24 protein-coding genes are annotated in these 24,214 nt (G+C 38.5%); 6 read left to right on the forward strand and 18 right to left on the reverse strand.

Annotation, left to right across the window (positions count from 1 at the left end; all coding sequences use genetic code 11):
• Positions 1-41 precede the first annotated feature (41 nt).
• Positions 42-761 carry a YjjG family noncanonical pyrimidine nucleotidase gene (locus MKY07_RS18530; protein ID WP_339263334.1) on the reverse strand — a complete coding sequence of 240 codons (720 nt, stop codon included), beginning with the start codon at positions 759-761 and terminating at the stop codon, positions 42-44.
• Positions 762-893: 132 nt separating this feature from the next.
• On the opposite strand from MKY07_RS18530, the gene MKY07_RS18535 reads away from it, so the two are divergent.
• Positions 894-1,664 carry a TSUP family transporter gene (locus MKY07_RS18535; RefSeq protein ID WP_339263335.1) on the forward strand — a complete coding sequence of 257 codons (771 nt, stop codon included), beginning with the start codon at positions 894-896 and terminating at the stop codon, positions 1,662-1,664.
• A 73-nt stretch (positions 1,665-1,737) separates the two neighbouring features.
• Here the strand turns inward: MKY07_RS18535 and MKY07_RS18540 are convergent, their stop codons facing one another.
• The 4 genes from MKY07_RS18540 to MKY07_RS18555 all read right to left on the reverse strand — a co-directional run bounded on the left by MKY07_RS18540 (position 1,738) and on the right by MKY07_RS18555 (position 4,982).
• Complete coding sequence (locus MKY07_RS18540) at positions 1,738-2,208, reverse strand: DinB family protein (protein WP_065216118.1); 471 nt, start codon at positions 2,206-2,208, stop codon at positions 1,738-1,740.
• 84 nt (positions 2,209-2,292) lie between these two features.
• Positions 2,293-2,799 (reverse strand): DNA-deoxyinosine glycosylase, encoded by a 507-nt coding sequence (locus tag MKY07_RS18545; protein ID WP_008405879.1) that lies wholly within the window; start codon positions 2,797-2,799, stop codon positions 2,293-2,295.
• A gap of 75 nt (positions 2,800-2,874) precedes the next feature.
• Positions 2,875-4,455: an amidohydrolase gene (locus MKY07_RS18550; protein ID WP_008405880.1), complete on the reverse strand. Its 1,581-nt coding sequence runs from the start codon at positions 4,453-4,455 to the stop codon at positions 2,875-2,877.
• A 17-nt stretch (positions 4,456-4,472) separates the two neighbouring features.
• Positions 4,473-4,982 (reverse strand): fructose 2,6-bisphosphatase, encoded by a 510-nt coding sequence (locus tag MKY07_RS18555; protein ID WP_014822488.1) that lies wholly within the window; start codon positions 4,980-4,982, stop codon positions 4,473-4,475.
• Positions 4,983-5,575: 593 nt separating this feature from the next.
• On the opposite strand from MKY07_RS18555, the gene MKY07_RS18560 reads away from it, so the two are divergent.
• Together MKY07_RS18560 and MKY07_RS18565 are read left to right on the forward strand one after the other, a co-directional pair.
• Positions 5,576-7,318 (forward strand): ABC transporter ATP-binding protein, encoded by a 1,743-nt coding sequence (locus tag MKY07_RS18560; protein WP_008405882.1) that lies wholly within the window; start codon positions 5,576-5,578, stop codon positions 7,316-7,318.
• Positions 7,315-9,054 carry an ABC transporter ATP-binding protein gene (locus MKY07_RS18565; protein WP_008405883.1) on the forward strand — a complete coding sequence of 580 codons (1,740 nt, stop codon included), beginning with the start codon at positions 7,315-7,317 and terminating at the stop codon, positions 9,052-9,054. The genes MKY07_RS18560 and MKY07_RS18565 overlap by 4 nt, the downstream gene beginning before the upstream one ends.
• A 46-nt stretch (positions 9,055-9,100) precedes the next feature.
• Here the strand turns inward: MKY07_RS18565 and MKY07_RS18570 are convergent, their stop codons facing one another.
• The gene (locus MKY07_RS18570) at positions 9,101-11,302 is read right to left on the reverse strand and encodes an MMPL family transporter (protein WP_008405884.1); all 2,202 of its coding nucleotides are present in this window, start codon (positions 11,300-11,302) and stop codon (positions 9,101-9,103) included.
• A gap of 181 nt (positions 11,303-11,483) precedes the next feature.
• Here MKY07_RS18570 and MKY07_RS18575 point away from each other — a divergent pair, with 181 nt between their 5' ends.
• Positions 11,484-12,356 (forward strand): MerR family transcriptional regulator, encoded by an 873-nt coding sequence (locus tag MKY07_RS18575; RefSeq protein ID WP_008405885.1) that lies wholly within the window; start codon positions 11,484-11,486, stop codon positions 12,354-12,356.
• A gap of 144 nt (positions 12,357-12,500) precedes the next feature.
• On the opposite strand, the gene MKY07_RS18580 is transcribed toward MKY07_RS18575, so the two are convergent.
• The 8 genes from MKY07_RS18580 to MKY07_RS18615 all read right to left on the reverse strand — a co-directional run bounded on the left by MKY07_RS18580 (position 12,501) and on the right by MKY07_RS18615 (position 18,742).
• On the reverse strand, positions 12,501-12,722 hold the full coding sequence (locus MKY07_RS18580; protein WP_008405887.1) for a hypothetical protein: 222 nt from the start codon (positions 12,720-12,722) through the stop codon (positions 12,501-12,503).
• A gap of 86 nt (positions 12,723-12,808) precedes the next feature.
• Positions 12,809-13,102: an RNA polymerase alpha subunit C-terminal domain-containing protein gene (locus MKY07_RS18585; RefSeq protein WP_008405889.1), complete on the reverse strand. Its 294-nt coding sequence runs from the start codon at positions 13,100-13,102 to the stop codon at positions 12,809-12,811.
• Positions 13,103-13,201: 99 nt separating this feature from the next.
• Positions 13,202-14,758, reverse strand: a complete 1,557-nt coding sequence (gene ahpF, locus MKY07_RS18590; RefSeq protein ID WP_008405890.1) for an alkyl hydroperoxide reductase subunit F — start codon at positions 14,756-14,758, stop codon at positions 13,202-13,204.
• 227 nt (positions 14,759-14,985) lie between these two features.
• Positions 14,986-15,549 carry an alkyl hydroperoxide reductase subunit C gene (gene ahpC / locus MKY07_RS18595; protein WP_008405891.1) on the reverse strand — a complete coding sequence of 188 codons (564 nt, stop codon included), beginning with the start codon at positions 15,547-15,549 and terminating at the stop codon, positions 14,986-14,988.
• 446 nt (positions 15,550-15,995) lie between these two features.
• On the reverse strand, positions 15,996-16,118 hold the full coding sequence (locus MKY07_RS18600; RefSeq protein WP_008405892.1) for a hypothetical protein: 123 nt from the start codon (positions 16,116-16,118) through the stop codon (positions 15,996-15,998).
• Positions 16,119-16,143: 25 nt separating this feature from the next.
• Positions 16,144-16,266, reverse strand: coding sequence for a hypothetical protein (locus tag MKY07_RS18605; protein ID WP_008405893.1), 123 nt, complete (start codon positions 16,264-16,266; stop codon positions 16,144-16,146).
• A gap of 369 nt (positions 16,267-16,635) precedes the next feature.
• Positions 16,636-17,037, reverse strand: a complete 402-nt coding sequence (locus MKY07_RS18610) for a DUF948 domain-containing protein (protein ID WP_008405894.1) — start codon at positions 17,035-17,037, stop codon at positions 16,636-16,638.
• Between the two features lie 127 nt (positions 17,038-17,164).
• Positions 17,165-18,742, reverse strand: coding sequence for an NlpC/P60 family protein (locus tag MKY07_RS18615; protein ID WP_339263336.1), 1,578 nt, complete (start codon positions 18,740-18,742; stop codon positions 17,165-17,167).
• 346 nt (positions 18,743-19,088) lie between these two features.
• On the opposite strand from MKY07_RS18615, the gene MKY07_RS18620 reads away from it, so the two are divergent.
• A complete protein-coding gene (locus MKY07_RS18620) occupies positions 19,089-19,823 on the forward strand; it encodes a MerR family transcriptional regulator (RefSeq protein WP_339263337.1) in 735 nt (244 codons plus the stop codon).
• On the forward strand, positions 19,820-21,532 hold the full coding sequence (locus MKY07_RS18625) for an ABC transporter ATP-binding protein (protein ID WP_008405897.1): 1,713 nt from the start codon (positions 19,820-19,822) through the stop codon (positions 21,530-21,532). The genes MKY07_RS18620 and MKY07_RS18625 overlap by 4 nt, the downstream gene beginning before the upstream one ends.
• A 95-nt stretch (positions 21,533-21,627) precedes the next feature.
• Here MKY07_RS18625 and MKY07_RS18630 read toward each other — a convergent pair whose 3' ends face one another.
• The 4 genes from MKY07_RS18630 to MKY07_RS18645 all read right to left on the reverse strand — a co-directional run bounded on the left by MKY07_RS18630 (position 21,628) and on the right by MKY07_RS18645 (position 24,200).
• Complete coding sequence (locus tag MKY07_RS18630; RefSeq protein ID WP_008405898.1) at positions 21,628-21,984, reverse strand: hypothetical protein; 357 nt, start codon at positions 21,982-21,984, stop codon at positions 21,628-21,630.
• 76 nt (positions 21,985-22,060) lie between these two features.
• Positions 22,061-23,107, reverse strand: coding sequence for a DUF4097 family beta strand repeat-containing protein (locus tag MKY07_RS18635; protein WP_339263338.1), 1,047 nt, complete (start codon positions 23,105-23,107; stop codon positions 22,061-22,063).
• Between the two features lie 2 nt (positions 23,108-23,109).
• Positions 23,110-23,424 carry a PadR family transcriptional regulator gene (locus MKY07_RS18640; protein WP_008405902.1) on the reverse strand — a complete coding sequence of 105 codons (315 nt, stop codon included), beginning with the start codon at positions 23,422-23,424 and terminating at the stop codon, positions 23,110-23,112.
• A 116-nt stretch (positions 23,425-23,540) separates the two neighbouring features.
• Entirely contained in the window at positions 23,541-24,200 is a 660-nt protein-coding gene (locus MKY07_RS18645) for a hypothetical protein (protein WP_008405904.1), read from the reverse strand.
• Positions 24,201-24,214: the final 14 nt, after the last annotated feature.

Here is a 24,214-nt window from a genome sequence, read left to right on the forward strand (position 1 = left end):
TGCGTCATCGCAGTTCATTTTAGATAACACTAGTGCCATTACTAAATTTCTATAGGCTGTTGATAGTTGGCTTTATGACTATTTATAATCGGTAAAAGCTGATCCAGCTTTTGTATTTCATAAGTTGGCCGAATTGTTGATGGTACCGCATTAAACGGATTAAGCCAGCATGTATCGATTCCGGCATTTGCGCCACCGATAATATCAGCACTGTAGGAATCACCAATGATCATCGCCTTGTTTGGGTCGAAATTTGGAATTCGTTCAAAAACATAATCAAAAAATGGCTTCATCGGCTTTTGATAGCCTGTATTTTCCGAAACGAAAACTTGCTTAAAATAAGGTGCCAAGCCTGTCACTTGGAGGCGTTTCATTTGTGTCTCGGCCAACCCATTCGATGTGATATACAGTTCATATTCAGGTTCCAATGTATGAATCAGCTCCAATGCGCCTTCAACAAACACTTTACTTTCTGCTAAATAGCCTCGGTACTCAGCGTCCAATGCCTTGCCATCCACTTCAATGCCAAAATGCTCAAATGTCTTGCCAAATCGGGTTTCCATTAAAATGTCACGAGTGATCAGCCCTTCTTCAAGCGAGCGCCATAAGCCCGTATTAATTTTTCGGTAAACATCCTCGGTCTGGGGTGTCAATGGAAGCTGATATGCTTCAAATAACTTCGGCAGTGCCAACTTTTCGGCAGCTTTAAAATCCAATAATGTATCATCCAAGTCAAATAATAAAAATTGATATTCCTTCATATGTGTACTCCGTTTCCATTATACTAATATATTAGCTTATCATAATCGAATCACAATTTTAACTATTTACACTACTCCTAATTTTCGATAGCATGAGAGTATTGCTCTATGTAAAGAAAGAAGGGTTCTTTTATGGGATTTGAGTTAGACCCACAACTAGTTATTATTTTAATTTGTTTTGGTTTTTTAGCAGCATTTATCGATTCTGTTGTGGGAGGCGGTGGCCTTATTTCCCTGCCTGCATTAATGTTTGCCGGGCTAAGTCCCTCTGCAGCTGTTGCAACAAACAAACTGGCCGGGACGATGGGATCATTAACGAGTACTATTACTTTTTATCGGTCTGGAAAGCTTGATATTAAATCCGTAATGAAGTATTTCCCATGGGTTTTTATTAGTTCCATGATTGGGGCTTGGATTGTCCATTTACTTGATCCAAATTTATTGAAACCATTAATGCTGATCATGCTGGCAGCTGTAGCAGTCTATACAATATTCAAAAAAGATTGGGGCAGCATTTCGGCGGTTAAAACTCTTTCAAAAACAAAGTATGTTTTATTTTTCCTAGTGATTTCACTAATTGGTTTTTATGATGGATTTTTAGGTCCTGGTACGGGGTCATTCCTGATTTTTGCATTTCTAATGGTCGGCTATGATTTTTTAAAGGCAGCCGGTAATGCAAAACTTCTTAATTTCGGGAGTAATATCGGGGCACTTTTAATGTTTATCTATTTAGGGCAAATCAATTATACATATGGCTTGATTATGGGGGCCGCTCAAATTGTCGGAGCAATTGTCGGTTCACGGTTTGCGATTAAACGCGGAAGTGGCTATGTGCGTGTCCTTTTCATTATTGTTACGATTACGCTACTTGCGAAAAATGGATATGATTTCTTCATGAAATAGAATGTATCGGATGTCCAATTATTGGGCATCTTTTTTAATTTTAAAAAAAGCTCCGAAAATCGGAGCTGAGTTCTTATTGCATTTCTTTTGTCGGTCCCATTACTGGAGGTACCGGTAAACCTGCTTGGCGTAGTAATACTGTCATTTGGCCAATATGATGCGTTTGGTGTGTGATCACTTTGCTAAGTAGCTCACCGCGCTTCATCATACCACCAAATGCAGGTACCTCTTCTAAAAGCTGCTCCTCTGTTAATGTTGCCGCTTCTTTTTTATAAGCTTCGCGCACCATTTCATACTTCTCCACAATTTCCGTCATTGTCGCCGGCTGTTGCATATCAGGGCCTGGACCCGGAATCTGCAATCCTGCAAAATGGCCGAATGCGCCTGCTACACTTACTAAATGCCATGATAACCATCCTAATGAATTGTGATCATTTACGATGGCGATATGCATTTTGTCATCTGGAATGGCTTGCATTACTTTCAATGCTCCTTTTGATGAGATTGCCCAATCTTTTACAAAATCTTCTGCTACACGATACATTAACAATTCCCCTTTACAACGATTTATTTTTATCATACCGAATAAGAACGGATTGCGCTATAAATCAACATTTCAGATTTTTAATCAAGGTATATAATCCAGTAAGATGCTCCATATTTCAACTTTTTCATCAAAGGTTTTAATATTCTTCCCTGGAATCGGGCTTGTAGATGGCATTTTTTTATATGCCCGTCCATCCAATACTTGGAGCCCAATATGTCTTTTAAAAACATCAAAGCTTTTCCCGCCATTAAATAGGACAAGCTGTATTTGCGGGTATTTTTTAAACAGCTCCGAAAAGTTATTCGGTATTTCATTTTTTATTGTTGCATCAAGACTTCCTTCACGTTCACAGCTTTCGATGGAATCCCATAGCCCGATACAATGTTTACGAAGAAGTGCGATTCTTTCGTTATAGTCTTCCGGAATATCGATTGCTAGAAGCTTTCCTATAATTGGCCAAAAATGATTCCGTTGGTTGCCGTAGTATTGCTGTTTTTCCAGTGACTGCTTTCCTGGCATTGAGCCAAGAATAAGCACTTTTGTTTTCCCATCCACAATCGGAGGTAATATATTTTGGATTAGCTCCATCACAACTCCCACTATTCTTTACTGTTATTTTAATGATAAAAGAACCACATATAAGTATGCGGTTCTTTCACTCTATTATTCTTTTTTATATACAATTGATCCATTAACAACGGTCAATAATGCATTGGCCTGTAAAATTTCTTCAGCGCTGCAGTTCATTAAATCCGTATCGAGTATTGTAAAATCGGCATCATACCCTTGTCGGATATATCCGCGTTCGTCTTCTTTAGAAATTGCTTCGGCACTGCCAACGGTGTACATTTTCACTGCCTCAAAACGGGTAAGCTTTTGTTCAGCATTATAGCCTTCATGTGTATCTTTCGGTTTCTTTCTCTCCACTGCCGCATATATTGTTTCAAATGGACTCATCGCTTCAATCGGTGCATCAGTACCTGCCGCACATATTAAACCTTCTTCTATAAACGTTTTCCACGCATAATGATGACCAGGGCGATTTTCACCAAGCTTCTCTGTTACCCATGGATAATCCGATGTAACAAAGGCCGGCTGCAAATCCAATATAATCGACAGTTTCTTCATTCGGGCAAGATGTTCTTCCGACACGATGCAGCAATGAATCAGGCGATCGCGCTTCCCGTCAGCTACAGGATATTTCTCTAAATATTGAAGCACCTGTTCCATTGCGCCATCACCGATTATATGAATGGCTACGGCTTCATTATACTTCCGCGCTAATTTTATGAGTGCTTCCATTTGTTCATCCGTATGAATGAGCATCCCTTTATTATGTTCATCATTTGCATATGGCGTCAATAATGCAGCCGTAGAGCCACCTAATGAACCATCCGCAAAAATTTTCATCGCACCGGCCTCGATGAATGGCTCATCAAATTGTGCATTGTCTGTTACCATTTCCTCAAATACCGTATGATGACGCAATAAATTGACACGGAAATGCTTTCGTTCACCTATTACGCTATGATAGGCAGTCAGCGGATTCGTATAATGGCCGTAATAGCCCATCTCTTCTGTATGCCCACCGGTTAAACCATAGGATTGCATATGTTCAATGGCCAGCTGCAATACTTCCGCTAAACTTTCAATATAGCTTTCTCCCTCTTGTTTGAATAGTGATGACACTAGATTCGTTGCCTGTTCATACAACAGTCCGTTCAGCTCACCGTTTTCATGGCGTCCAATCTTTCCGCCTTCGGGATTTTCAGTATCTATTGTAATACCCGCTAAATGAAGTGTGGTTGAATTCACTAAAGCAACATGGTGGCACACACGATTAAGGAATAGAGGGTTTTTTGTTACTGCATCCAATTCCTCTTTCGTTGGAATACGGCCATCTGTAAATTGATTTTCATTCCATCCGTCCCCAATGAGCCACTGCCCATCCTGTAGTTGGCTTGCCGCATTTTTAACCAGTTGCACAAGCTCTTCCCCACTTGTTGCTACTGTCAAATCAAGACGCATCAACTTTTCACCGTGTCCTATCATATGGAGATGACTATCTACAAAGCCGGGGTACATAACTGCGCCCTGCAAGTCGATAACGTCATCTGCATATACTAGTAAATCGTCGAAAGCCCCTGTCTCCACGATCTTACCATCTTGTACAAGCACTGCCTGAACGGTCGCCCCTTCTTGCTCCATCGTATATATTTTGCCATTAGTCCATAGCTGCCTCATCTTCCGCTATCCCCCATCTACATATCAAAATCTTGTCGTGCATATGGTTCACCTATATTCATATGATCGAGAATCGGTTCATCTGATCCTTTATAAATAAACGTGATATCCTGCAATTCAGGTAAATTCTCAAAATAAGAGCGTGCTAACGTTTCAACAAACATATTGGCACCTGCAGAACCTTGAATCGTATATATATCGTCACCTAAATTAAGCACTAAGCTCTTATCCTTATTTTCCATTGTATAGTCAAGCAACACTACATCATGCTCATTTACTGTTGAAAAAATAAATGGCACCAGTTCTTCGTCATCGCTATTGAAATTTTCTTCAAATGGAACGGTATTCTCTGCATTCTCATCTGATTTATATAATGTAATCTTTTCCTCTTTCACTTTAGAGCTACCTTGTGTCACATTGTCTGTATTATTTCCCGGGACATTATTTACATCATCACTCATCTCTTTTGTCCCGCACGCTGCGAGCACGAGCGCAAATAACATGACCAATAACAATTTCTTCATCATTGCCTCACTCCTTTTGATGTATTACTTTCAAGATACAGAATAAATAAACAATTTTCAAACTTCCGATGACTTTCTCAGTACTTGTTACGCTCAAAATATAGCTAAGTTTATCTAAATATAAGTAAACCATTAAATTTCAATACTGAAAATAAAATGTTTTCAAAAAATATTGACAATGGTAATTACCTCCAATATTATTAAGGAACACTAAATAAATTAAAACAAGGAAAGGAGTTTAGGGATATGATGACACCAATTGTAAAGTTACCAATTTCAACAGCGACAATTTCATATTGCCCTAACCTGAACTTTTGTTTTAATTTCGCACGTACTTGTAAATAAAAAGCACAGGTGTGGACTCCCCCTGTGCCCTTTTCGTTTTGACACCTTTTCGAAAAATCGGAATAGGTGTCTTTTTTGTTTGCATTGGCCGTGTTTTTAAATATCCGCGGAAAATGTACGATGCATTTTAGTGTAACAACATTTTAGGAGGGCTTTATATGACTATCATTTGGCAGCGAAAACTATTAAAAATGGATCGATACGATGATGGGTAGCAACACGATCAACAATGAAGAAAGAAGGTATACGTAATGTTTAATGTATTTGTGAAATTAAAGTGGTTTTTAAAACTGTACCGTAAGCAATATACAATTGCGATTGTGCTCCTTATGCTGGCGAGCTTTATCGAAGTCTTGCCGCCATGGATTTTAGGGGAAGCCATTGATGACATGACAAATGGAGATATGGATCAGATGCAGCTGCTGAAGTATGTAGGCTTCGTTATTGGCGCTGCCATCGTGAGCTACGCTTTAAACTTCATCTGGCAATACCAGCTGTTTGGCGGTTCGATCGCACTGGACCGTATATTACGTAAAAAACTGATGCACCAGTTTTTAAAAATGACTCCTACATTTTATGAAAAAAACCGTACCGGTGACTTAATGGCAAAAGCTACAAACGACTTGAATGCCGTAACATTGACAGCTGGCTTTGGTATTATGACACTCATTGATTCCACGGTCTATATGGCATTGATTATTTTAGCAATGGGCTTTTTCATTTCTTGGAAGCTGACATTTTTCGCGATGCTCCCGATTCCTGTCATGGCTCTAATCATTCAATATTTAGGAAAAATTGTTCATGAACGTTATATGAAAGCACAGGATGCATTCGGAGAGATGAATGACAATGTGTTGGAATCTGTTGCGGGAACTCGCGTAATCCGCGCGTACGTTCAAGAAGGAAAAGATGAAGAACGCTTCGCTGAAATGAGCGAAAACATTTTTGCCAAAAACATGCGCGTCGCTTATATTAACGGACTCTTTATGCCAATCACAAAAATTGGAACTGGCATTTGTTATGTCATCGCATTGGGCTATGGTGCTGTTCTTGTCTCAAATTCTGAGCTAACGGTCGGTCAGCTCGTTTCATTCAACGTATATTTAGGTTTGGCAATTTGGCCAATGTTTGCTATTGGCGAGCTGATCAATGTCATGCAGCAAGGGAGTGCTTCACTTGACCGTGTACAGGACACATTGGAATATGAAGCGGATGTACAAAACCCTCCTTCACCAATGACGCACCAAGTACCAAATTCTATCGGGTTTTCTGAGTTTACATTCCAGTATCCTCTATCTCAGGTAAAAAACTTGCAGCAAATCTCACTGAATCTGAAAAAAGGGCAGACACTCGGTATTGTCGGTAAAACAGGTGCAGGGAAAACAACATTTATTCGCCAACTGTTACGTGAATATCCGTTAGGCAATGGGCAAATCGCCATTAATGATACGGACTTGGCACAAATGACAAAAGAACAAATATTGGACTGGATCGGCTATGTGCCACAGGACCATGTACTATTTTCCCGCACAATCCGCGAAAACATTTTATTCGGGAAAGAGGATGCTACGATTGGCGAAATCGAGGAAGCCATTCGTTTAGCAGACTTTGAAAAAGATTTATCAAATTTACCGCTTGGCATTGAAACACTTGTCGGTGAAAAAGGCGTATCTTTATCAGGTGGTCAAAAACAACGTGTATCAATCGCACGTGCCTTAATTAAAGATCCGGAAATTTTAATTTTGGACGATTCTTTATCAGCAGTCGATGCGAAAACAGAATCAAAAATCATTGAAAATATACAAACAGAGCGCGCTGGAAAAACGACGATCATTTCAACTCACCGCCTGTCAGGTATTCAGCATGCGGATGAAATAATCGTGCTGGATGATGGTTATATCGTTGAACGAGGTACACATGAAGAGCTTCTACGCTTAGGTGGTTGGTACAAAGAGCAGTTTGACCGCCAGCAGCTTGAGGAGGTGGAGCAATGAGTACATCAAAACGACTGTACCTGTATGCTTTGAAATTTAAAAAACCGATTTTAATCGGATTAGCCTTATTAACAATTGCCGTTGCAACAGATATTGCCGGACCGTTCATTGCCAAATATATTATCGATCATCATATGGAACCGGGTAATCTGGAAGTAGAACCGATTGCAATCTTATTATCGATTTTCTTCTTATTGTCTGTTCTGACAGCAGTGTTCCGATATTTAATGTTCATCTTTTTACAACGAGGTGCAAACTTCGTTATCCAGCAGTTACGGAAGGATGTTTTCGGTCATATTCAAAAGCTACCAATTGAATACTTCGATAACCTGCCGGCCGGTAAAGTTGTAGCCCGTGTCACAAATGATACAGAGGCAATCCGCAACCTGTATGTAACTGTACTTTCGCAATTTGCGAACAGCTTTATTACCATTGCAGGGGTATATATAGCATTATTTATACTAAATTGGAAAATGGCACTGTTTGCTCTATTGCTTGTTCCGATTGTTTATATTTGGATGATTTTATACCGGAAATTCGCTTCCCAGTACAACCATATTATTCGAACAAAAATTGCGGACATTAACGCAATGATCAACGAATCGATTAATGGGATGACGATTATTCAGGCATTCCGCCGTGAAGAACAGATGAAGCAAGAGTTCGACGAGATGAATGATGAACATTACAAATACAACCGTAAGCTTTTATTGCTGGACTCTGCGACATCACATAACCTCGTAAATATTTTACGTCTTGGAATGTTTGCAGTTTTCGTTTATTACTTCGGCACCCAATCAATGACAATGCCTGAAGCAGTATCAGCCGGTACGCTATATGCGTTTGTTGATTATATTACACGCCTGTTCAATCCGATTACGAACTTAGTCAACCAGTTCTCTCAGCTGGAACGATCTTTAGTTGCAGGATCTCGGGTATTTGAACTGCTTGATCAGCAAGGGGAAGCTGTAAGTACAGAACGAATCGAACGCTATAAAGGAAATGTTGTGTTTGATCATGTATCATTCGCCTATAAAAATGATGAATATGTATTGAAAAATATTCACTTTGAAGCAAAAGAAGGCGAAACGATCGCACTTGTCGGTCATACAGGTTCAGGGAAAAGCTCAATTATGAATTTACTGTTCCGCTTCTACGACCCGCAAAAAGGCCGAATTATCATTGACGGGAAAGATATTACGAAACTTCCTCGCCAAGCGATTCGCGAACATATGGGAATCGTATTGCAGGATCCGTATTTGTTCACCGGAACGATTGCCTCGAACATTAGCCTAAATGATAAGCGGATTTCAAGAGAAACTGTTGAAAAAGCGCTAGAAGCAGTCGGTGGCGAACGTGTTTTATCGAAATTTGAAAAAGGAATTGATGAGCCTGTTATTGAAAAAGGAAGTACCCTTTCTTCCGGACAGCGCCAGTTAATTTCGTTTGCGCGTGCGCTTGCATTTGATCCGGCTATTCTTATTCTGGATGAGGCGACATCGAATATCGACTCAGAAACAGAGGAAATTATTCAGCACGCAATGGATGTATTGAAAAAGGGACGTACGACATTTATTATCGCCCACCGACTTTCCACTATTAAAAATGCAGATAAAATTTTAGTATTGGACCGTGGTGAAATTGTTGAACAAGGCAGCCATGATGAACTTGTCGCACTTGGCGGTAAGTATGAACTTATGTATCGCCTGCAATCCGGTTCATTAACTTCTTCATAAAAAAGAAGCGTATAGCCCCCTTCATTAGGGAGCTGTACGCTTTTTGCTATTCTTTAAGCTTTTTATTCGGCCAGTATGACCACTTACCAAATACCGTAATAAGGGCTGGTACGAGCAATGGACGTACGACAAACGTATCAAGCAGTACCCCAACCGCTGTAACAATACCGAATTGTACTAATAGCTGAATTGGTAATGATGCCAATACTAAGAATGTACCCGCTAAAATCAGACCCGCTGACGTAATAACTGCACCTGTTGAAGCAATACCATTTGAAATAGCCTGCTTATGCGCAGCGCCGCGTTTACGGTTTTTCCATATATCAGAAATCATGAAAATATTATAGTCGTTACCTAATGCGATAATAAATACGAAACTATATAGCGGAATCGAACTTGCCATTGCTTCGTGTCCTAAACCGTAATGGATGATCAGCCAACCTGCACCTAAAGCAGAGAAGAAGGATATCACTACTGTTACCATTAATTGAATTGATGTAATTAGAGCTCGTAAGTAAGCTAATAATACGATGAAAATAATAATAATCATAACAGGCTGAATAATGTTTTCATCGCCCGACTGAACAACTTTTGTATCTAGTTGAGAGCTTGTTTCGCCCCCTATCCAGAATTGGCCGTCTTTCAGATTGCTATCCGCAAGAATTCCCTTAACATCGTCTTTCATTTGCTCAACATCATCCATTGCTTCATTCGAATATGGATTTTTATCCAAATCGATTTCATAAAGTTGGATATTGTTATTTGTCTCACCTGTACGCATTTCTTTTACTACACCGACATATGGAAGCCTTAACAGTTGCTCTGTAATGTCCAGATCAGTACCTTCACTGTCTATTAATAACTGAACCGGTGCCAATTCACCTGGTGTAAAGTTTTCTTCAATAATTTTAAATCCTTCACGTGAAGGCATATCTTCAGGGAATGAAGATATTAAATCGTAATTGTATTTAATATTTGTGGAAGCGAATGCTAAACCGATTAAAACCGCTCCCGCTACAATAATGACAAGCCATGGTTTTGATGTAACAAATTCACCAATCGCACGCATATAACGGTGATTTGGTTTACGTGGTTTATACGGTTTGTTTTTCTTTTCTGCATTCGCTTTTTCAGCTTCCTCCGTACGAGGAACAAACGGCCAAAATGCTGCACGGCCTAAAATGCCAAGAACGGCAGGGAGCAATGTAACTACGGCAAATCCTGTAATTAATACACCAAAGCTAAATGGAACGGCAAAACGCTGGAATGCGCCGTAATCTGCCAATGCCAATGTCGCTAAACCGATTACAACTGTTAAACCACTCATTACAATTGCGCCTGTTGATTCACGAACAGCCGATGCCAATGCCGTAAATTTATTATCTTCAGTCAACAATATGTCTCGATAACGTGTAATTAAAAATAAACAATAGTCCGTACCTGCACCAAACAGTAAAACAATCATAATCGCTACCGCTTGCGCATCTTTATCGATCCATCCATTTTCAGCCATAGCACCCAGTAAAGGACTTACAACTAAATATGCAATCCCTACTACTACTAACGGGATAATCGCTAAAATTGGCGAACGATAAATTACTAATAAGATGACTAAAATTATAATTACAGTGGCAATCATAAGTTGTACGTCAGCTGCTTTGAAAAGATCTGTCGCATCAATTGAGATACCAACTGGTCCAGAAAATCGGGCATGAAGTCCTTTATCTTCCAAGTTTGTATCATACGGATTTTCACCGAATTGGCTTTCTGTACGTTCTTGAATAATCGCTAAATTTTCTTTTAAAACATCTGAGTTTTTCTCAGTTGAGAAGAAAACAGGTGTGACAAGTGCTGCACCGTTCTCAGAAAGTGAACCCATTAATGCTGTAACGGGAAGTTCATGGAATGGCGGAATTGTTTCCTGCCCATCTAACGGCTCATCTGCCAGTTGTTTGTATAACCCTTGAATATTTGTCAGATCTTCTTCTGTAAGACCTGATTCATTGTACCAAGTAATTAATAGTGGTATACCACTATCTGACGAGAATTCTTCTTCCATAATGTTTCCTGCTTGAATCGAAGTATAAGTATCAGGGATTTCATCACCCGAATAGTTTTCAACACTATTAACTTGCGGGAAGATAAGTGCAAACACAACCGCAAACATAATCCATAATGCAACAACTATCCAACGTGTTTTTTTACCGCCCATTACACTTCCCCATTTTTCCAATGGATGTTTAGCCATAACATAGCCCCCCTCTTCTTCTTTTTAGCTCTCCAAATATTACAAGGTACTCATGACATTTTATGGTACCCTTAACTAAAGTTATACAAACATTGTACAATATACGAAAAACATTTGACAAGTACTTTCTTTTTCGGTTGAATAGAGTTTAATAAAGGATCACTTTAGGAGGTGGTAAAATATGACTAAAAAGACTTATTCGATACAACAAGTATCCAGCTTAACAAATCTTTCTAAACAACTGATCCGAAAATGGGAAGATCGCTACCAAATCATTCAACCCGATAGATTAGACAATGGCTATCGAGTGTATACGGAAGATGAAGTTCAGACGTTAATGCAGCTGAAACAATATATAAATAGCGGTATGACAATCAAACAGGCGGTAGATCACTACATTAAAAATAAGGATATACCAGAAGCAGACCCTGTATCATTCTTCCACAAAGCACTGATCCAGGCTGGTACAGAAGCAAATGAGCATGAAATTTTGCATTTGCTAGAACAAGCCCACCATAAATTCGGAGTAGAGAAGCTGATTCAGGACATTGTTGTTCCCTTCCTTCATGAAGTCGGACAGCTATGGTGTGAAAAAGCATGGGGAGAATATCAAGAAGCTATTAGCAGTCAAACAGTGCGTGACTTTTTAAGCCACATTCGTCGACACTTTTTTGTTCCGGACGATGCGCCACTCGCGTTAGGGAGCTGTCTACCTGGAGAGAGACATGAAATCCCAATGCAAATTTTGCTTATTCAATGTATGTTGCGAGGTTACCGTACATTAATGCTCGGTCCTTCACCTGCTCCAACAGCAATACAATCTGCCATCGCCCTGAAGAAGCCGGCTATTGTTTTGCTAACCGGATCAACTGAGATTGCATACAACGAATTTGCCCAATCCGTTCACACACTTGAAAAATTAGCACAAGTTCACGAACATATTTCATTTTTTATAGGGGGTGCAGGTACAGAACGATTTTATGAACAGTTCCAATTAAAAGCATTAAAATTAGCACGAACAATTGAGGATATCCTTCCTCCCGCTAACCTTTAGGAATATTGTATACTGAGCTCACTGTATTTTCCATTTACAGCGAGCTTTTTTCTGCTTGTTTCCAGGAATCAAAAATTGACCACTTTGCTTATTCGCAAAATGGTCAATCTTTAGACTGTATATACTGTTTTTTGATTTTTAACTTTACGCATCTTTCGTTTCATCCGGCTGGTTTTTACGTTCACTGCCTGATGTCGTTTTCGTGTTTGCATTATGTTTCTCATCTTTTACTTGATCATTTAATTCTTCCACCGGGATTGGATCCACAAATTTCATTTCCTCATCTATATCGAAAATGCTTTCCTTTTCGGTATTTAATAAATCCGGATTATCAAGCTTTTTATGCTTTATTTTTTCGTCTCTCATTGATAAAAGCCTCCTTTTCGAATAGTCTCCTATCCTTTACCCGAAAAAAGAGATCGTTACACTTTTACTTTCAAATACATGTCTTCTTAACTTTTAAAATCTAAGCCTTTCTCTGCCAACGCATGTTTTAATGTGGGCAATGTCGCAGGTCCAATACCATGCAATTTTAAAATTTCTTTTTCCGTATAATCAGCAAGCTGCGCCAACTCGGTAATCCCTGCGTTTATCAGCGCATTACATGCAGGTGAGGATAAGCGAGATAAAAATCCTTCTGACGGTTTATTCTCCTGCTCACATTTAGGGCATGTTCCACAATCAGTACTTTTATAATACCGATGACCCACCGGACAAATGCGCAATGTCCTTTCCCTTTTCACCATTCCCATCAACTCCTCTTTCAATTAAAGTTTTATCTACTCTTCATTATTCTACCGTTCAAAAAAATCCGTTGCACGATTTTACGTACAACGGATTTCAATTTATGCTTTTACAAAATCACGTGAATCAACATTTCGAATCATATAGTCAAATGCCCCTAAAGCTGCTGTTGCGCCAGAACCCATTGAAATGACAATTTGCTTATACACCGTATCCGTGCAATCACCTGCAGCAAAGACTCCCGGAATATTTGTAGCCCCGTGGTTATCTACAATAATTTCACCATGCGCATTCATGTTTACCGTCCCTTTAAGGAACTCTGTATTTGGCAATAAACCAATTTGAATGAATACACCTTGTAATTCAATATGCTTTTCTTCACCAGTAGCAACGTCTTTATACATTAAACCATTCACTTTATCCGTTCCTGTAATTTCAGTAGTTAAAGCATTCGTAATGACTGTAACGTTTTTTAAACTGTAAACGCGCTCTTGTAACACTTTATCCGCCTTCAACTCACTGTTACGCTGTATTAGCGTAACATGATTTACAATACCCGCTAGGTCGATAGCCGCTTCTACACCAGAGTTACCGCCACCGATTACCGCTACATCTTTCCCTTTAAAAATCGGACCGTCACAATGCGGACAATACGCAACACCCTTATTTTTAAATTCTTCCTCACCAGGCACCTCTAGTTGACGATAACGAGCACCCGTAGAAAGGATAACTGTTTTCCCTTTTAATACCGCGCCATTTTCTAACGTTACTTCAATAAAATCTTTTTTCTCGATCTTTGCAGCACGTTGGGATTTCATCACATCGATATCATAGTCTAATACATGCGCTTCTAAGCTTGATACAAATGCCGGACCTTCTGTTGCCTTTGTTCCAATAATGTTTTCGATCGATAACGTATCGTTAACCTGACCACCGAAGCGATCGGCTACAATACCTGTACGAATCCCTTTACGCGCCGAATAAATAGCGGCTGCAGAACCGGCAGGACCGCCACCTACTACTAATACATCAAAAGCTTCTTTATCTGCAAATTCCGAGCCGTCTGATACTTCACCTAACTTTGTTAAAATATCTTCCAGCTCCATACGACCACCACCGAAGTTTTCGCCGTTTAAATATACAGTAGGCACCGCCATAATATCTCGCTCTTTAATTTCAGATTGGAATGCTCCACCTTCGACCATCGTGTTCGAGATATTCGGATTTAAAACCGCCATAATGTTTAACGCCTGCACTACATCCGGGCAGTTGTGACAAGTTAAACTTACATACGTTTCAAACTTCAACGGCTGTTTGATCGCCTGAATACGCTTTACAACTGCTGCATCAATTTTTGGTGCACGTCCTGAAACTTGTAAAAGCGCTAAAACTAATGATGTAAATTCATGACCAAGTGGTAACCCGGCAAATGTAATACCAGATTCTCCTTCGCCTACTTTATTAATACTGAAACTTGGTGTACGTTCTAATAAAGCATGTTGCACCGTAATACGAGGAGACATCTTTTCCAACTCTTCAACTAAATTGAGCATTTCTTGCGATGTCTTGTCGTCATTAACACTCACTTTAATTAATAAATCACCTTCCAGCATTGATAAATACTGTTGTAATTGCGCTTTAATTTGATTATCTAACACTGCACAAGCTGCTGTATGAACACCACTTACCGTTCTCTCCCGAAAAATAAGCGGCCATTCTCTCTCTAATACAGCAAACCCTTCACCTCTTTCATATTAAATTAGAAGATAGAGAGCTTACCTTTCTTTTCCCTATTTAAAAACAGAGCGACAAAAATCAAGCCGTAACGGTTGTTTTTTGTCGCTTACTTGTTGTTATTTAATTACGCAAAGGCGTAATTGATTTCTTAGATTTTACCTACTAAATCTAAGCTTGGTGTTAAAGTTTCGCCGCCTTCTTCCCATTTAGCTGGGCAAACTTCACCTGGATTGTTACGTACATATTGAGCTGCTTTAATTTTGTTCACTAAAATCGAAGCGTCACGGCCGATGCCGCCAGCATTAATTTCTAATGCTTGTACAATACCGTCTGGATCGATGATGAATGTACCGCGCTCTGCTAAACCATCTTCTTCGTTTAATACGTCAAATGCCTTAGAAATTGTATGAGATGGGTCGCCAATCATGATGTACTCAATTTTGCCAATTGTTTCAGAAGTATCGTGCCATGCTTTGTGAGTGAAGTGTGTATCAGTCGATACTGAGTAAACTTCCACTCCTAAAGATTTTAAAGTAGCATATTCGTTTTGTAAGTCTTCCAACTCTGTTGGGCAAACGAATGTGAAGTCTGCTGGGTAGAAGCATACTACTGACCATTGTCCTTTGAAGTTTTCTGAAGTTACGTCGATGAATTCACCTTTTTGGAATGCTTTCGCTGCGAATGGTGCGATTTCTTTACCGATTAATGCCATTTTAAAATTCCTCCTATACATATATCAATGAAATAATTATTATAAAATAATTATTATTACCATCTAGAATTATCTTATATTAGTAATATTTCGTCAACCTTCAGCGACCTAAATTCATGGAATTCTTCTTTAAAACCTACAAATTAATGTCACACAGTAAAGCATCAATATTGTTAATACAAGAAAATCGTCCTTTAAAATAAAATTTTGTCTATAATACATTATTTTTGTATATTCCATTTTAATGGAGATAATTATCCTATAACTAATATTCTTCCCTCACACTTTAACTGACAGCTAGTACTCTTTCTAATAGTTGCCATTCTCGATTAACATATGATCCTTCTTATAAACGAGAAAAATAGACATTTCTTCTCTCGATATTACCTTACAAATAAAAAGGCCTATGCAGAAAGCTTTCACTTCCTACATAGACCTTTCTTTAATTAATTTGTAAATGACAGCACAGCATTTTTGTATTTCGCTAAAAATGCAGCAGCCTCGCTTTTCGTTGTGTACTCGAACATACGAATGTCATTTGGATTATTGAACACTGTTACTACCCACATATTGTTTCCGCTCCTTTTAAAGTCTTTATTTTGTATATGATAAGATTGCATTTGTATATTTTTCTAACTTGGACGTCGCTTCATTTTTTGTCGTATATTCGAATATACGGATATCGTTTATATTGTTAAATACCGTTACTACCCACATGTTTCATTCTCCTTTTTTATAAAACTGTATTATAAATAGTCGATTGTTCCGTGACAGTTGCAAATTGTTATATAACACTCTTTCTGTTTTCTATTTTACTCTAATTTATTTAAAATGAAACCTTAAAATCCCTCTTTTCACAATGTGTTCATAATTTATCTGATTTCTTTGAACACTTTGTGAAGGTCCTGGATTCAAGGTTTTAAACAAAAAACAGAAGAATAAACAGTAAGCCAGCAAGTTCTGTTCTAGTACAGAATAATAACGCTTACATATAAAATTGCGTTCATATTCAATTGGCCATTTTTTCATTTTCAATACTGAATGAAAATAAAAAAGGAATGTATAAAATTATACATCCCTTTCCCATTATGCTTTCCGCTGAATAATACCCATTGCAGTATTGGTCCAACGTTCTACTTCGGCTTGTCTGTTTGGATCATTGTTCGCTTTCTTCATAACCTTCGCAGTCGCATCGTGTGAGACATCACTCACTTGGTTTAATACATCACCTGTATGTTTGATAGATTGAATGACAGACTGGACAGATTCTTTTTTAAATTCGATATCTGCTTTCATACGATCGACTGTTGTTGTTAATTTTGTTGTTTCCGTTTGAATTGGGTTCAGCTGATTTTTCATTCCTTCAGCATGTGCCAATAACAGAGTTACAACTTTTTTTATCGGTCCAATTACTGCAACAATACAGACGATTAACAGAACTACAGCAATTCCTAATATAACGAGAGCTGCTAAAAACCATGGATTCATATAATATGCCTCCTTATTAAAATTCCTTTATTCCTTACTTATACCCAACTTACTCCTAACAATACACTAAATACTTTGTCATGTAAGTTAAAAAGAAACGGAAAATTTCATTTAAATATGCCTGCTTTTATAGATAACGTCTTGCACCTGAATAGTTCTTTTTGTAAACACCGTTGTTCATCGATTCGATTTTTACTTTTGATGCGTAATGTGGTGCATGTAACATTTTACCGTCACCGATATAAAGTCCAACATGGTACACTTTCCCTTTGCCGCCATTATACGCAAAGAATACAAGGTCCCCCGCCTTTAAATTCTTCTTTGCAATGGCTTTCCCACCAGTTGCCTGATAGAATGAATCCCTCGGAATCATGATGCCGTGTGTACGGAATACTGCATATAAAATACCCGAGCAGTCATAGCCCCACGAAGAGGTTCCTGCCCATAGATACGGTAAATCCAAATAACGCTTCGCTTCATTAATAATTGTAGTAGCTGTCGGTTTTGGAACTTCGCTATAGGATGTATGCGATTTGGCTGCACTTTTCTTTAATAGTTTAACCCCGTCACCTGGTGTCTCTACATAATAATATTTCGCAGTCTCATCAATGACCGGCAAAATTGTTGCATAGCTAATTTGTAAATATTTTGTTTTCGCATCTTTTTCTAATAGATTCGTTTTATCTACAGTAACAATCGCAATGGCGCAGTCATCATAGTTTTTATTCGTTGCCACAACATGAGACTGTGGAACCCATCCAGGATAACCTGCTTTTAAATACGGTACATATTGATCTTTTGCCGCAATACGTTGCCATTTTCCTTTTGTTTCAAGCAACGTTACTTCATCGCCATATAATGCCTGGGTATCCGTACGTCCAACGAGCCATTTCTTTTGCGACAGGCTTAATGATGAAATCCATTTTTGCATTTCTACCGGATTTTTTGTCGAAGGGTAATCAACAGCACGTGCCTGGTTAGGTTTATTCCATAAATTCGTTACTGCGACATCGACTACATAACGTTTTTTCGCCTCTTCTTTTACACAACTTTGGAACACAGGCTGTTCAGGTTCGGTAGGTCTTAGTGATGGCTCAACTATTCTTGCAAGATACGAAATAAAATTCCCGCGCGTCATCATATCACTTGGATTGAACTTTTCGTTTTTTGCCGGGAATACAATTTTGTTTGCTACTAAAGCTTCAATCGCAGTTGCTGCACTATGATTTTTTGTAATATCCGAATATGGAATGGTTGTCTGTCCAGATAACTGAAACGCAGGTGCCAATATTTTCACCGCCTGTGCACGCGTTAATTTTGCATCCGGATTAAACTTCCCTTCATACCCTGTCATCATCCCAAGCTCAGTAATTGTTGCAATGACAGGCATTCGAGGATCTTCTGCCGGAATGTCTAAATATGTAGGAATTGCACTCATTTCTAAATCGATTTGCAGTGTGCGTACGATAAACTCCGCCACTTCATACCGCGTAATTGGATCATCGGCACGAAAAGTACCATTTGGCGATTGTATTACTCCACCTAAATTATTTAACACTGTAAGCTCTTCATTAAGTTTAGAGTCACTTTTCACATCCGTAAATATTTGGGCATAGCCTGTATTTGCGGCAGCCGCAACCAACAGACAAATTACCCCAAATTGAATTAAAACTTTCCTGATTATATTCATATTCCTACGCTCCATTTCCACTTAGCCCCCTATAGTATTAAATTTTACCTAGAATTGTATGATTTTACCTTTCTTTCTAAATATAATAGTATTTATTGTAATTTTTTTCTATGTTATTTCGTCACTATTTTTAGATTTTTACAAATTTTTATTATTAAGCCTTATATAATTGGTTCATTTTTAGTTGGAATTTTTTCACGTGAAACATAATGTGACAACTTTCGCTAAGTTAGCACATTATTTTTTTGTACTACAGGCTCCTTTTAGTTAACAGCGAATTCATTATATTAATATTTTTCAAACGTTTTTATTGCATGTTACGTTACGTCAGCTTTTATACTACATATAAGGAGTGAGGAATATGTATTCAATCGGGGAATTTTCTAAAAAGACCGGCATTACAATTCGGACTTTACGTTATTACGGAGAAAAGGGGTTACTAAAACCTGCCCGTATTTCTGAAGGCGGTCAGCGCTATTATAATGACGCTAATATCATAACTGTCCAAAAAATTGTGACTTTCAAATATCTTGATTATTCTCTAGAGGAAATTAAAGAGCTGCTCAAAAAAGATGATTCTTTGCTCCAATCTTTGGAACATCAAAAATTGCAGTTACTAAAGAAGAAAAAGCAGCTGGAACAAATGCTTGCAACGATTGATACAGCTATTCATATCCATCAGGGAAATATCGCCGTTGATTCTACTACATTACTGCTCATTATTCACAGTTTACTGACAGAGGATGCGCAAAAGGATTATTTGAGGCAATATATTTCAGAGCCGCTTATTGAACGTATATACAATTTTCTAGATATAAATTTTATCGAAATAAATCGACGTTATATTGAAAGTCTCCATGAAATTAAGCAGGCTTATCAGGCTCCACCGGAAGACACGATGCTAAAAGAACTGATCGAACGGCTATTTTCTATTATTCCGCAAGAATTAACCAAAAGTATTGCACAGGAATTTGAAAAGCATGCAACCGTAGATTTTGATAATTGGCTTTTTGCGATTCCGCTTACTAGTGAAGAAGAAAATTGGCTATTGGAGCAAGCTGCAAGATTGAACATATTAGAGGAGGTTATTACATGAACGTTAAACTAAAGCAATTATGGGAGCTCATTAAAAAAAGTAAATTCCCCAAAAAACTCGTCATCATTGTTTTTGTATTAAGTATTATCGAAACACTTGCTTCGCTTGCTGTACCATTATTTACAATGAATATGATCAACGATTTTTCGACGACAGGTTTTGCATGGACAGCAGTCACTGCCGTTGCACTTATTTTAGTCGTGCAGGCGGTTCTTAGTGGTTTTACCTATTTTCTAATGCGTATGCTCGGTGAACGGATTGTTGCGAATTTACGAAACACACTTTGGCAGCATATTTTATATTTAAAAACACCTTACTTTGATGCACACGAATCCGGTGAAACGATGAGCCGTATTACGCAAGATACGAGTGTCGTAAAAGAACTCGTGACCGACCATCTCGTAAGCTTTGTATCGGGCATTTTTTCTATTATCGGCGCGATTGCCATTTTACTGTGGATTGACTGGAAAATGACTCTGCTTATGTTAATCGCCGTACCTCTTGCAATTTTTGTGACATTGCCACTTGGACAAAAAATGCATAAGATTGCCAAGGCTAATCAGGATGAGCTTGCTTCATTCAGTGGACACCTGGGACGTGTGTTATCTAATATCCGACTTGTAAAATCTTCGCAAACCGAAACTTTGGAAAAAGAACGTGGTGAAACTCGCATTGAGCAGCTTTACCGATTTGGTTTAAAAGAAGCGAAAATCCTGGCTATTTTATCCCCGATCATGACACTCATTATGATGATTGTCCTAATACTTTTATTCGGATATGGGGGCACACAAGTATCTTCAGGAGCGATTTCTTCAGGGGAGCTTGTTGCGATAATGATTTACCTTGTGCAAATCATCATTCCCTTTACACAAATGGCAACATTTTTTACAGCATTACAGAAAGCACTTGGTGCAACAGAACGTATTCAAGCAATCATTGCGCAGGCAACCGAAAAGATATCCGGCCTTTCAATTCCTGCGTCTGCACAAAATATTATTTTTCAAAATGTAAAGTTTCAATATGCTGACCAGCCCATTTTAAAAGGAATGAACTTTACGATTCCCTCTGGCAAAACAACGGCATTTGTTAGCAGTAGTGGCGGCGGGAAAACGACGATGTTTTCATTAATCGAGCGTTTTTATGAAGCAACAGAGGGCAAAATTTTATATGGGCAGACAACTATTGAACAGTATGATTTATACGAATGGCGGAAACTGTTTGGCTATGTGACGCAAGACGCCCCCCTTATGAATGGCTCGATTCGTGAAAATGTTTTGTATGGTCAACACGATGCAACAGACGACCAAGTTGTGGAAGCATTGCGGGCAGCATATGCCTACGATTTTGTAATTGCACTTGAACAAGGACTCGAAACCGAAGTTGGTGAAGGTGGCATTAAACTATCAGGCGGCCAAAAGCAACGGATTGCAATTGCCCGTGCGATTCTACGCGACCCTCAAATATTATTGCTTGATGAGGCGACATCGAATTTGGACAATGAATCTGAACGTGAAGTCCAGCTTGCTTTACAGGCATTGATGAAAAACCGAACGACTGTCATTATCGCACATCGTCTTTCTACAATTACAAATGCCGACCAGATTTTACTATTTGAAGACGGGCAGCTGTCAGGCGCAGGTACACACGAGGAGCTTATTAACTCACATTCATACTACAAGCAGCTATGGTCTAAAATGCAAGTGATTTAGCATGAAAAGTGCTCGAAGGAAACTTCGCAGCACTTTTCCCCCTATAGAAAAACACGCCAAAAGTTAATTTACTTTTGACGTGCTGTATTTCATTTCTAAGCTTTCAATTGAGCAAACTGTATATGCTTACAATGTTTTTTCAAGATATCCAATACTTCATTTAAAAAACTAATTTCATCTTTTTCAACCATCCAGGCGTTTTCATCATGCTGAGCAACATACGTACTGCTTACATATGGGGCATTTTCTGCTGTAATGAGACGCACATAGCCGAATGTCATACCGGCTTCCTTGTAATCGACTCTCAATATGTCATTGTATGAAATTGTTTTCATCCTAGGCTTTGATTTATTTATAAATAGAAACTTTTCGCCAGCATAGTCAATTGTTATATCCGTTTTATCAAGCGACACCTTATAGCCACCAAATAATTTAAAGCTAAATGTTTTCATCGTTAACGACTCCATTTCAACTATCATTAGTTTTATTATACGGATTGTACCGATGAATTTCTAACTTTTACATAGATTACTGTGCTAAAAGATCCTCCACCGTAATTTTCCCATTGCTCGTTTTTAATTGAATTGTGTGTTCTTTAGTGCCATGGGAATAATGCGATGTTTTTTCATTATAAATGGATACGGATCCCCATGCTGTCCAACTATCAATTTCAATATTTTGAAGTTTTCCTTCTGTACTTAATATGATTTGCCCATTATCAGATACAAAATTCAATGGTGATTGAACAGATTTTAGCTGGGCAACAATTCGGCCATTTCGTGACTGCGCATGAATTTTGCCTACCACATTTTTAATCTCAACACGTCCGTTATCTGATTCTAACTGAAGCTCTTGACCCATTACATCCTCTGCAATAATCCTTCCATTATTGGAACTAGCTTTTACATGTTCAATATTCGTTTCTGTAAGCACCACTCGCCCATTAGCCGAATGAGCATCAAGAACTTTCCCTTGAATATGGTCTGTTAAAATACGGCCGTTATCTGATTTTAGATAAAATTGCTGTGCGATAGTTTCAGACACCTTAATCCGTCCATTGTCATTATGAATCACAAGCTTTTCATACTGTTTTTTAGGCAGATAAACCACTGTATCAATTGTGTTGATTGTCCCTACTATTGTAATGAACCAAAAACGACGGACCTGCTCCTGACGCTTTATAGAGATGAAAAGTGTGTCATCTTTTATTAGCATGGATGCTTCAGTCAACTGGTCCTTATCCTTTGTTTCAATAAGTGCCTCGTCAGCATCAGTTGGAACAATTACAACATTCACACCATTAGCCTCAATATCTACATTTCGATACGGAATTGGCTTATCATTTTTCATAACCGCCACATGTTCCATAAAGTCTTCTTCATCATATGAAGCAAGGAGCTCTTCAGCCAGCTCTTCAATATTTCCGAATGATTTTATAATTTCTTCAGTTGTCTTTCCTTCTGCACGGCCATTTTCGAAGTATTCTTCAAAGTCTCTGCGTATGTCATCTCTTTCTTGCTGTTGTAATTTTACTAAATGGTTATCAAGTAAATCTAAAAACTGTTGTTCATTCATTTTTATTTGCTCCCTTGAATTAAAGTATTTACACCCGAAATAAAACTTTCCCATTCATTACGTAAGCTCTGTAGTTGTTCAATCCCTAGTTCGGTAATCTGATAATATTTACGCGGCGGGCCTTCTGTTGATTCCATTAAATATGTTGTAAAAAGACCGTCTTTTGTTAACCTGCGTAACAGCGGGTATACCGCTCCTTCTGATATTTCAATTTGTGTAGAAATTGCTTGCACAAGCTCATATCCATACATATCTTTCTTTTCTAATAAGGCGAGGACACATAAATTCAACACGCCTTTTTTAAATTGAGGATTCATTATTTCACCTCACTACTATTTAATATAGAATAGTGTAGCAAACACTACTGTTCATTGCAAGGTAGTGTACAAAAAATAATTGTGCTAAGATTTATCCTCAGCACAATTTTCGTTCGTTAAAACCTTCTATATGGTCTGTCGTTCGAATAATGGATTGCCGTCCACATTAACGTCGCGATTAATACTAACTCAAAGGCATTTGTAATCGCGTCACTACCAATATCAATCGGAACTGCACTACCGATTGTCATAACAATTGTACCGACAAGCATCCACCACCATTTTCTTTTCCGGGCAAGCATGATCGCAGCGATTAATAAGGCCACAAGAACAATCAAAATCATTGGGGGCGGTCCAGAAGCTGCTTCTGTTGTACTGTAGCTTAGTACACCATACGATTCCTCCGGCGCTAGTTCCAGCCCACTCAGTTCCGCAAAATATTCAACAATCATTGCAACAACCCATAAAGCGCCAAATGTAAACGAAACCCATTCCTTATAGGCAAAATGAAGGTTTGCCTCTTTCATTATAAACAGGGAAAAAAGTATTAAAGTAGGTGTGAATATTGCATGGAGCCAAAATCTTCCATAACTTAGGTTTTCAAGCAGCTCTCCCTCTCCGATAACATGGCCTAAAGCTAATATTGCATTATCATAAATTAGGGCAGCAATAACTAAAAATAAAATGGCGGATGCAGTTTTTTTATGTTTTGCCATTCCCCAGACGAAGATGGCAATATAGGCAATCGTGAAAAGTCCGAATATATAAGGATCCATCATACCCCTCCTTT

It is taken from the genome of Solibacillus sp. FSL W7-1472 (genome assembly GCF_037969775.1).
GTDB lineage: Bacteria > Bacillota > Bacilli > Bacillales_A > Planococcaceae > Solibacillus > Solibacillus silvestris.

Bases quoted from the DNA above. Each gene is read 5' to 3' on its own strand.
- MKY07_RS18575 (WP_008405885.1), top strand. From the start codon at position 11,484: ATGACTAAAAAGACTTATTCGATACAACAAGTATCCAGCTTAACAAAT.
- MKY07_RS18570 (WP_008405884.1), bottom strand. From the start codon at position 11,302: ATGGCTAAACATCCATTGGAAAAATGGGGAAGTGTAATGGGCGGTAAA.
- MKY07_RS18585 (WP_008405889.1), bottom strand. From the start codon at position 13,102: ATGGTGAAAAGGGAAAGGACATTGCGCATTTGTCCGGTGGGTCATCGG.
- MKY07_RS18605 (WP_008405893.1), bottom strand. From the start codon at position 16,266: ATGTGGGTAGTAACGGTATTTAACAATATAAACGATATCCGTATATTC.
- MKY07_RS18545 (WP_008405879.1), bottom strand. From the start codon at position 2,799: ATGGAGCTAATCCAAAATATATTACCTCCGATTGTGGATGGGAAAACA.
- MKY07_RS18530 (WP_339263334.1), bottom strand. From the start codon at position 761: ATGAAGGAATATCAATTTTTATTATTTGACTTGGATGATACATTATTG.
- MKY07_RS18625 (WP_008405897.1), top strand. From the start codon at position 19,820: ATGAACGTTAAACTAAAGCAATTATGGGAGCTCATTAAAAAAAGTAAA.
- MKY07_RS18540 (WP_065216118.1), bottom strand. From the start codon at position 2,208: ATGTATCGTGTAGCAGAAGATTTTGTAAAAGATTGGGCAATCTCATCA.
- MKY07_RS18630 (WP_008405898.1), bottom strand. From the start codon at position 21,984: ATGAAAACATTTAGCTTTAAATTATTTGGTGGCTATAAGGTGTCGCTT.
- ahpC (WP_008405891.1), bottom strand. From the start codon at position 15,549: ATGGCATTAATCGGTAAAGAAATCGCACCATTCGCAGCGAAAGCATTC.
- MKY07_RS18565 (WP_008405883.1), top strand. From the start codon at position 7,315: ATGAGTACATCAAAACGACTGTACCTGTATGCTTTGAAATTTAAAAAA.
- MKY07_RS18600 (WP_008405892.1), bottom strand. From the start codon at position 16,118: ATGTGGGTAGTAACAGTGTTCAATAATCCAAATGACATTCGTATGTTC.
- MKY07_RS18645 (WP_008405904.1), bottom strand. From the start codon at position 24,200: ATGGATCCTTATATATTCGGACTTTTCACGATTGCCTATATTGCCATC.
- MKY07_RS18615 (WP_339263336.1), bottom strand. From the start codon at position 18,742: ATGGAGCGTAGGAATATGAATATAATCAGGAAAGTTTTAATTCAATTT.
- MKY07_RS18555 (WP_014822488.1), bottom strand. From the start codon at position 4,982: ATGATGAAGAAATTGTTATTGGTCATGTTATTTGCGCTCGTGCTCGCA.
- MKY07_RS18640 (WP_008405902.1), bottom strand. From the start codon at position 23,424: ATGAATCCTCAATTTAAAAAAGGCGTGTTGAATTTATGTGTCCTCGCC.
- MKY07_RS18620 (WP_339263337.1), top strand. From the start codon at position 19,089: ATGTATTCAATCGGGGAATTTTCTAAAAAGACCGGCATTACAATTCGG.
- MKY07_RS18560 (WP_008405882.1), top strand. From the start codon at position 5,576: ATGTTTAATGTATTTGTGAAATTAAAGTGGTTTTTAAAACTGTACCGT.
- MKY07_RS18550 (WP_008405880.1), bottom strand. From the start codon at position 4,455: ATGAGGCAGCTATGGACTAATGGCAAAATATATACGATGGAGCAAGAA.
- MKY07_RS18535 (WP_339263335.1), top strand. From the start codon at position 894: ATGGGATTTGAGTTAGACCCACAACTAGTTATTATTTTAATTTGTTTT.
- MKY07_RS18635 (WP_339263338.1), bottom strand. From the start codon at position 23,107: ATGAATGAACAACAGTTTTTAGATTTACTTGATAACCATTTAGTAAAA.
- MKY07_RS18610 (WP_008405894.1), bottom strand. From the start codon at position 17,037: ATGAATCCATGGTTTTTAGCAGCTCTCGTTATATTAGGAATTGCTGTA.
- MKY07_RS18580 (WP_008405887.1), bottom strand. From the start codon at position 12,722: ATGAGAGACGAAAAAATAAAGCATAAAAAGCTTGATAATCCGGATTTA.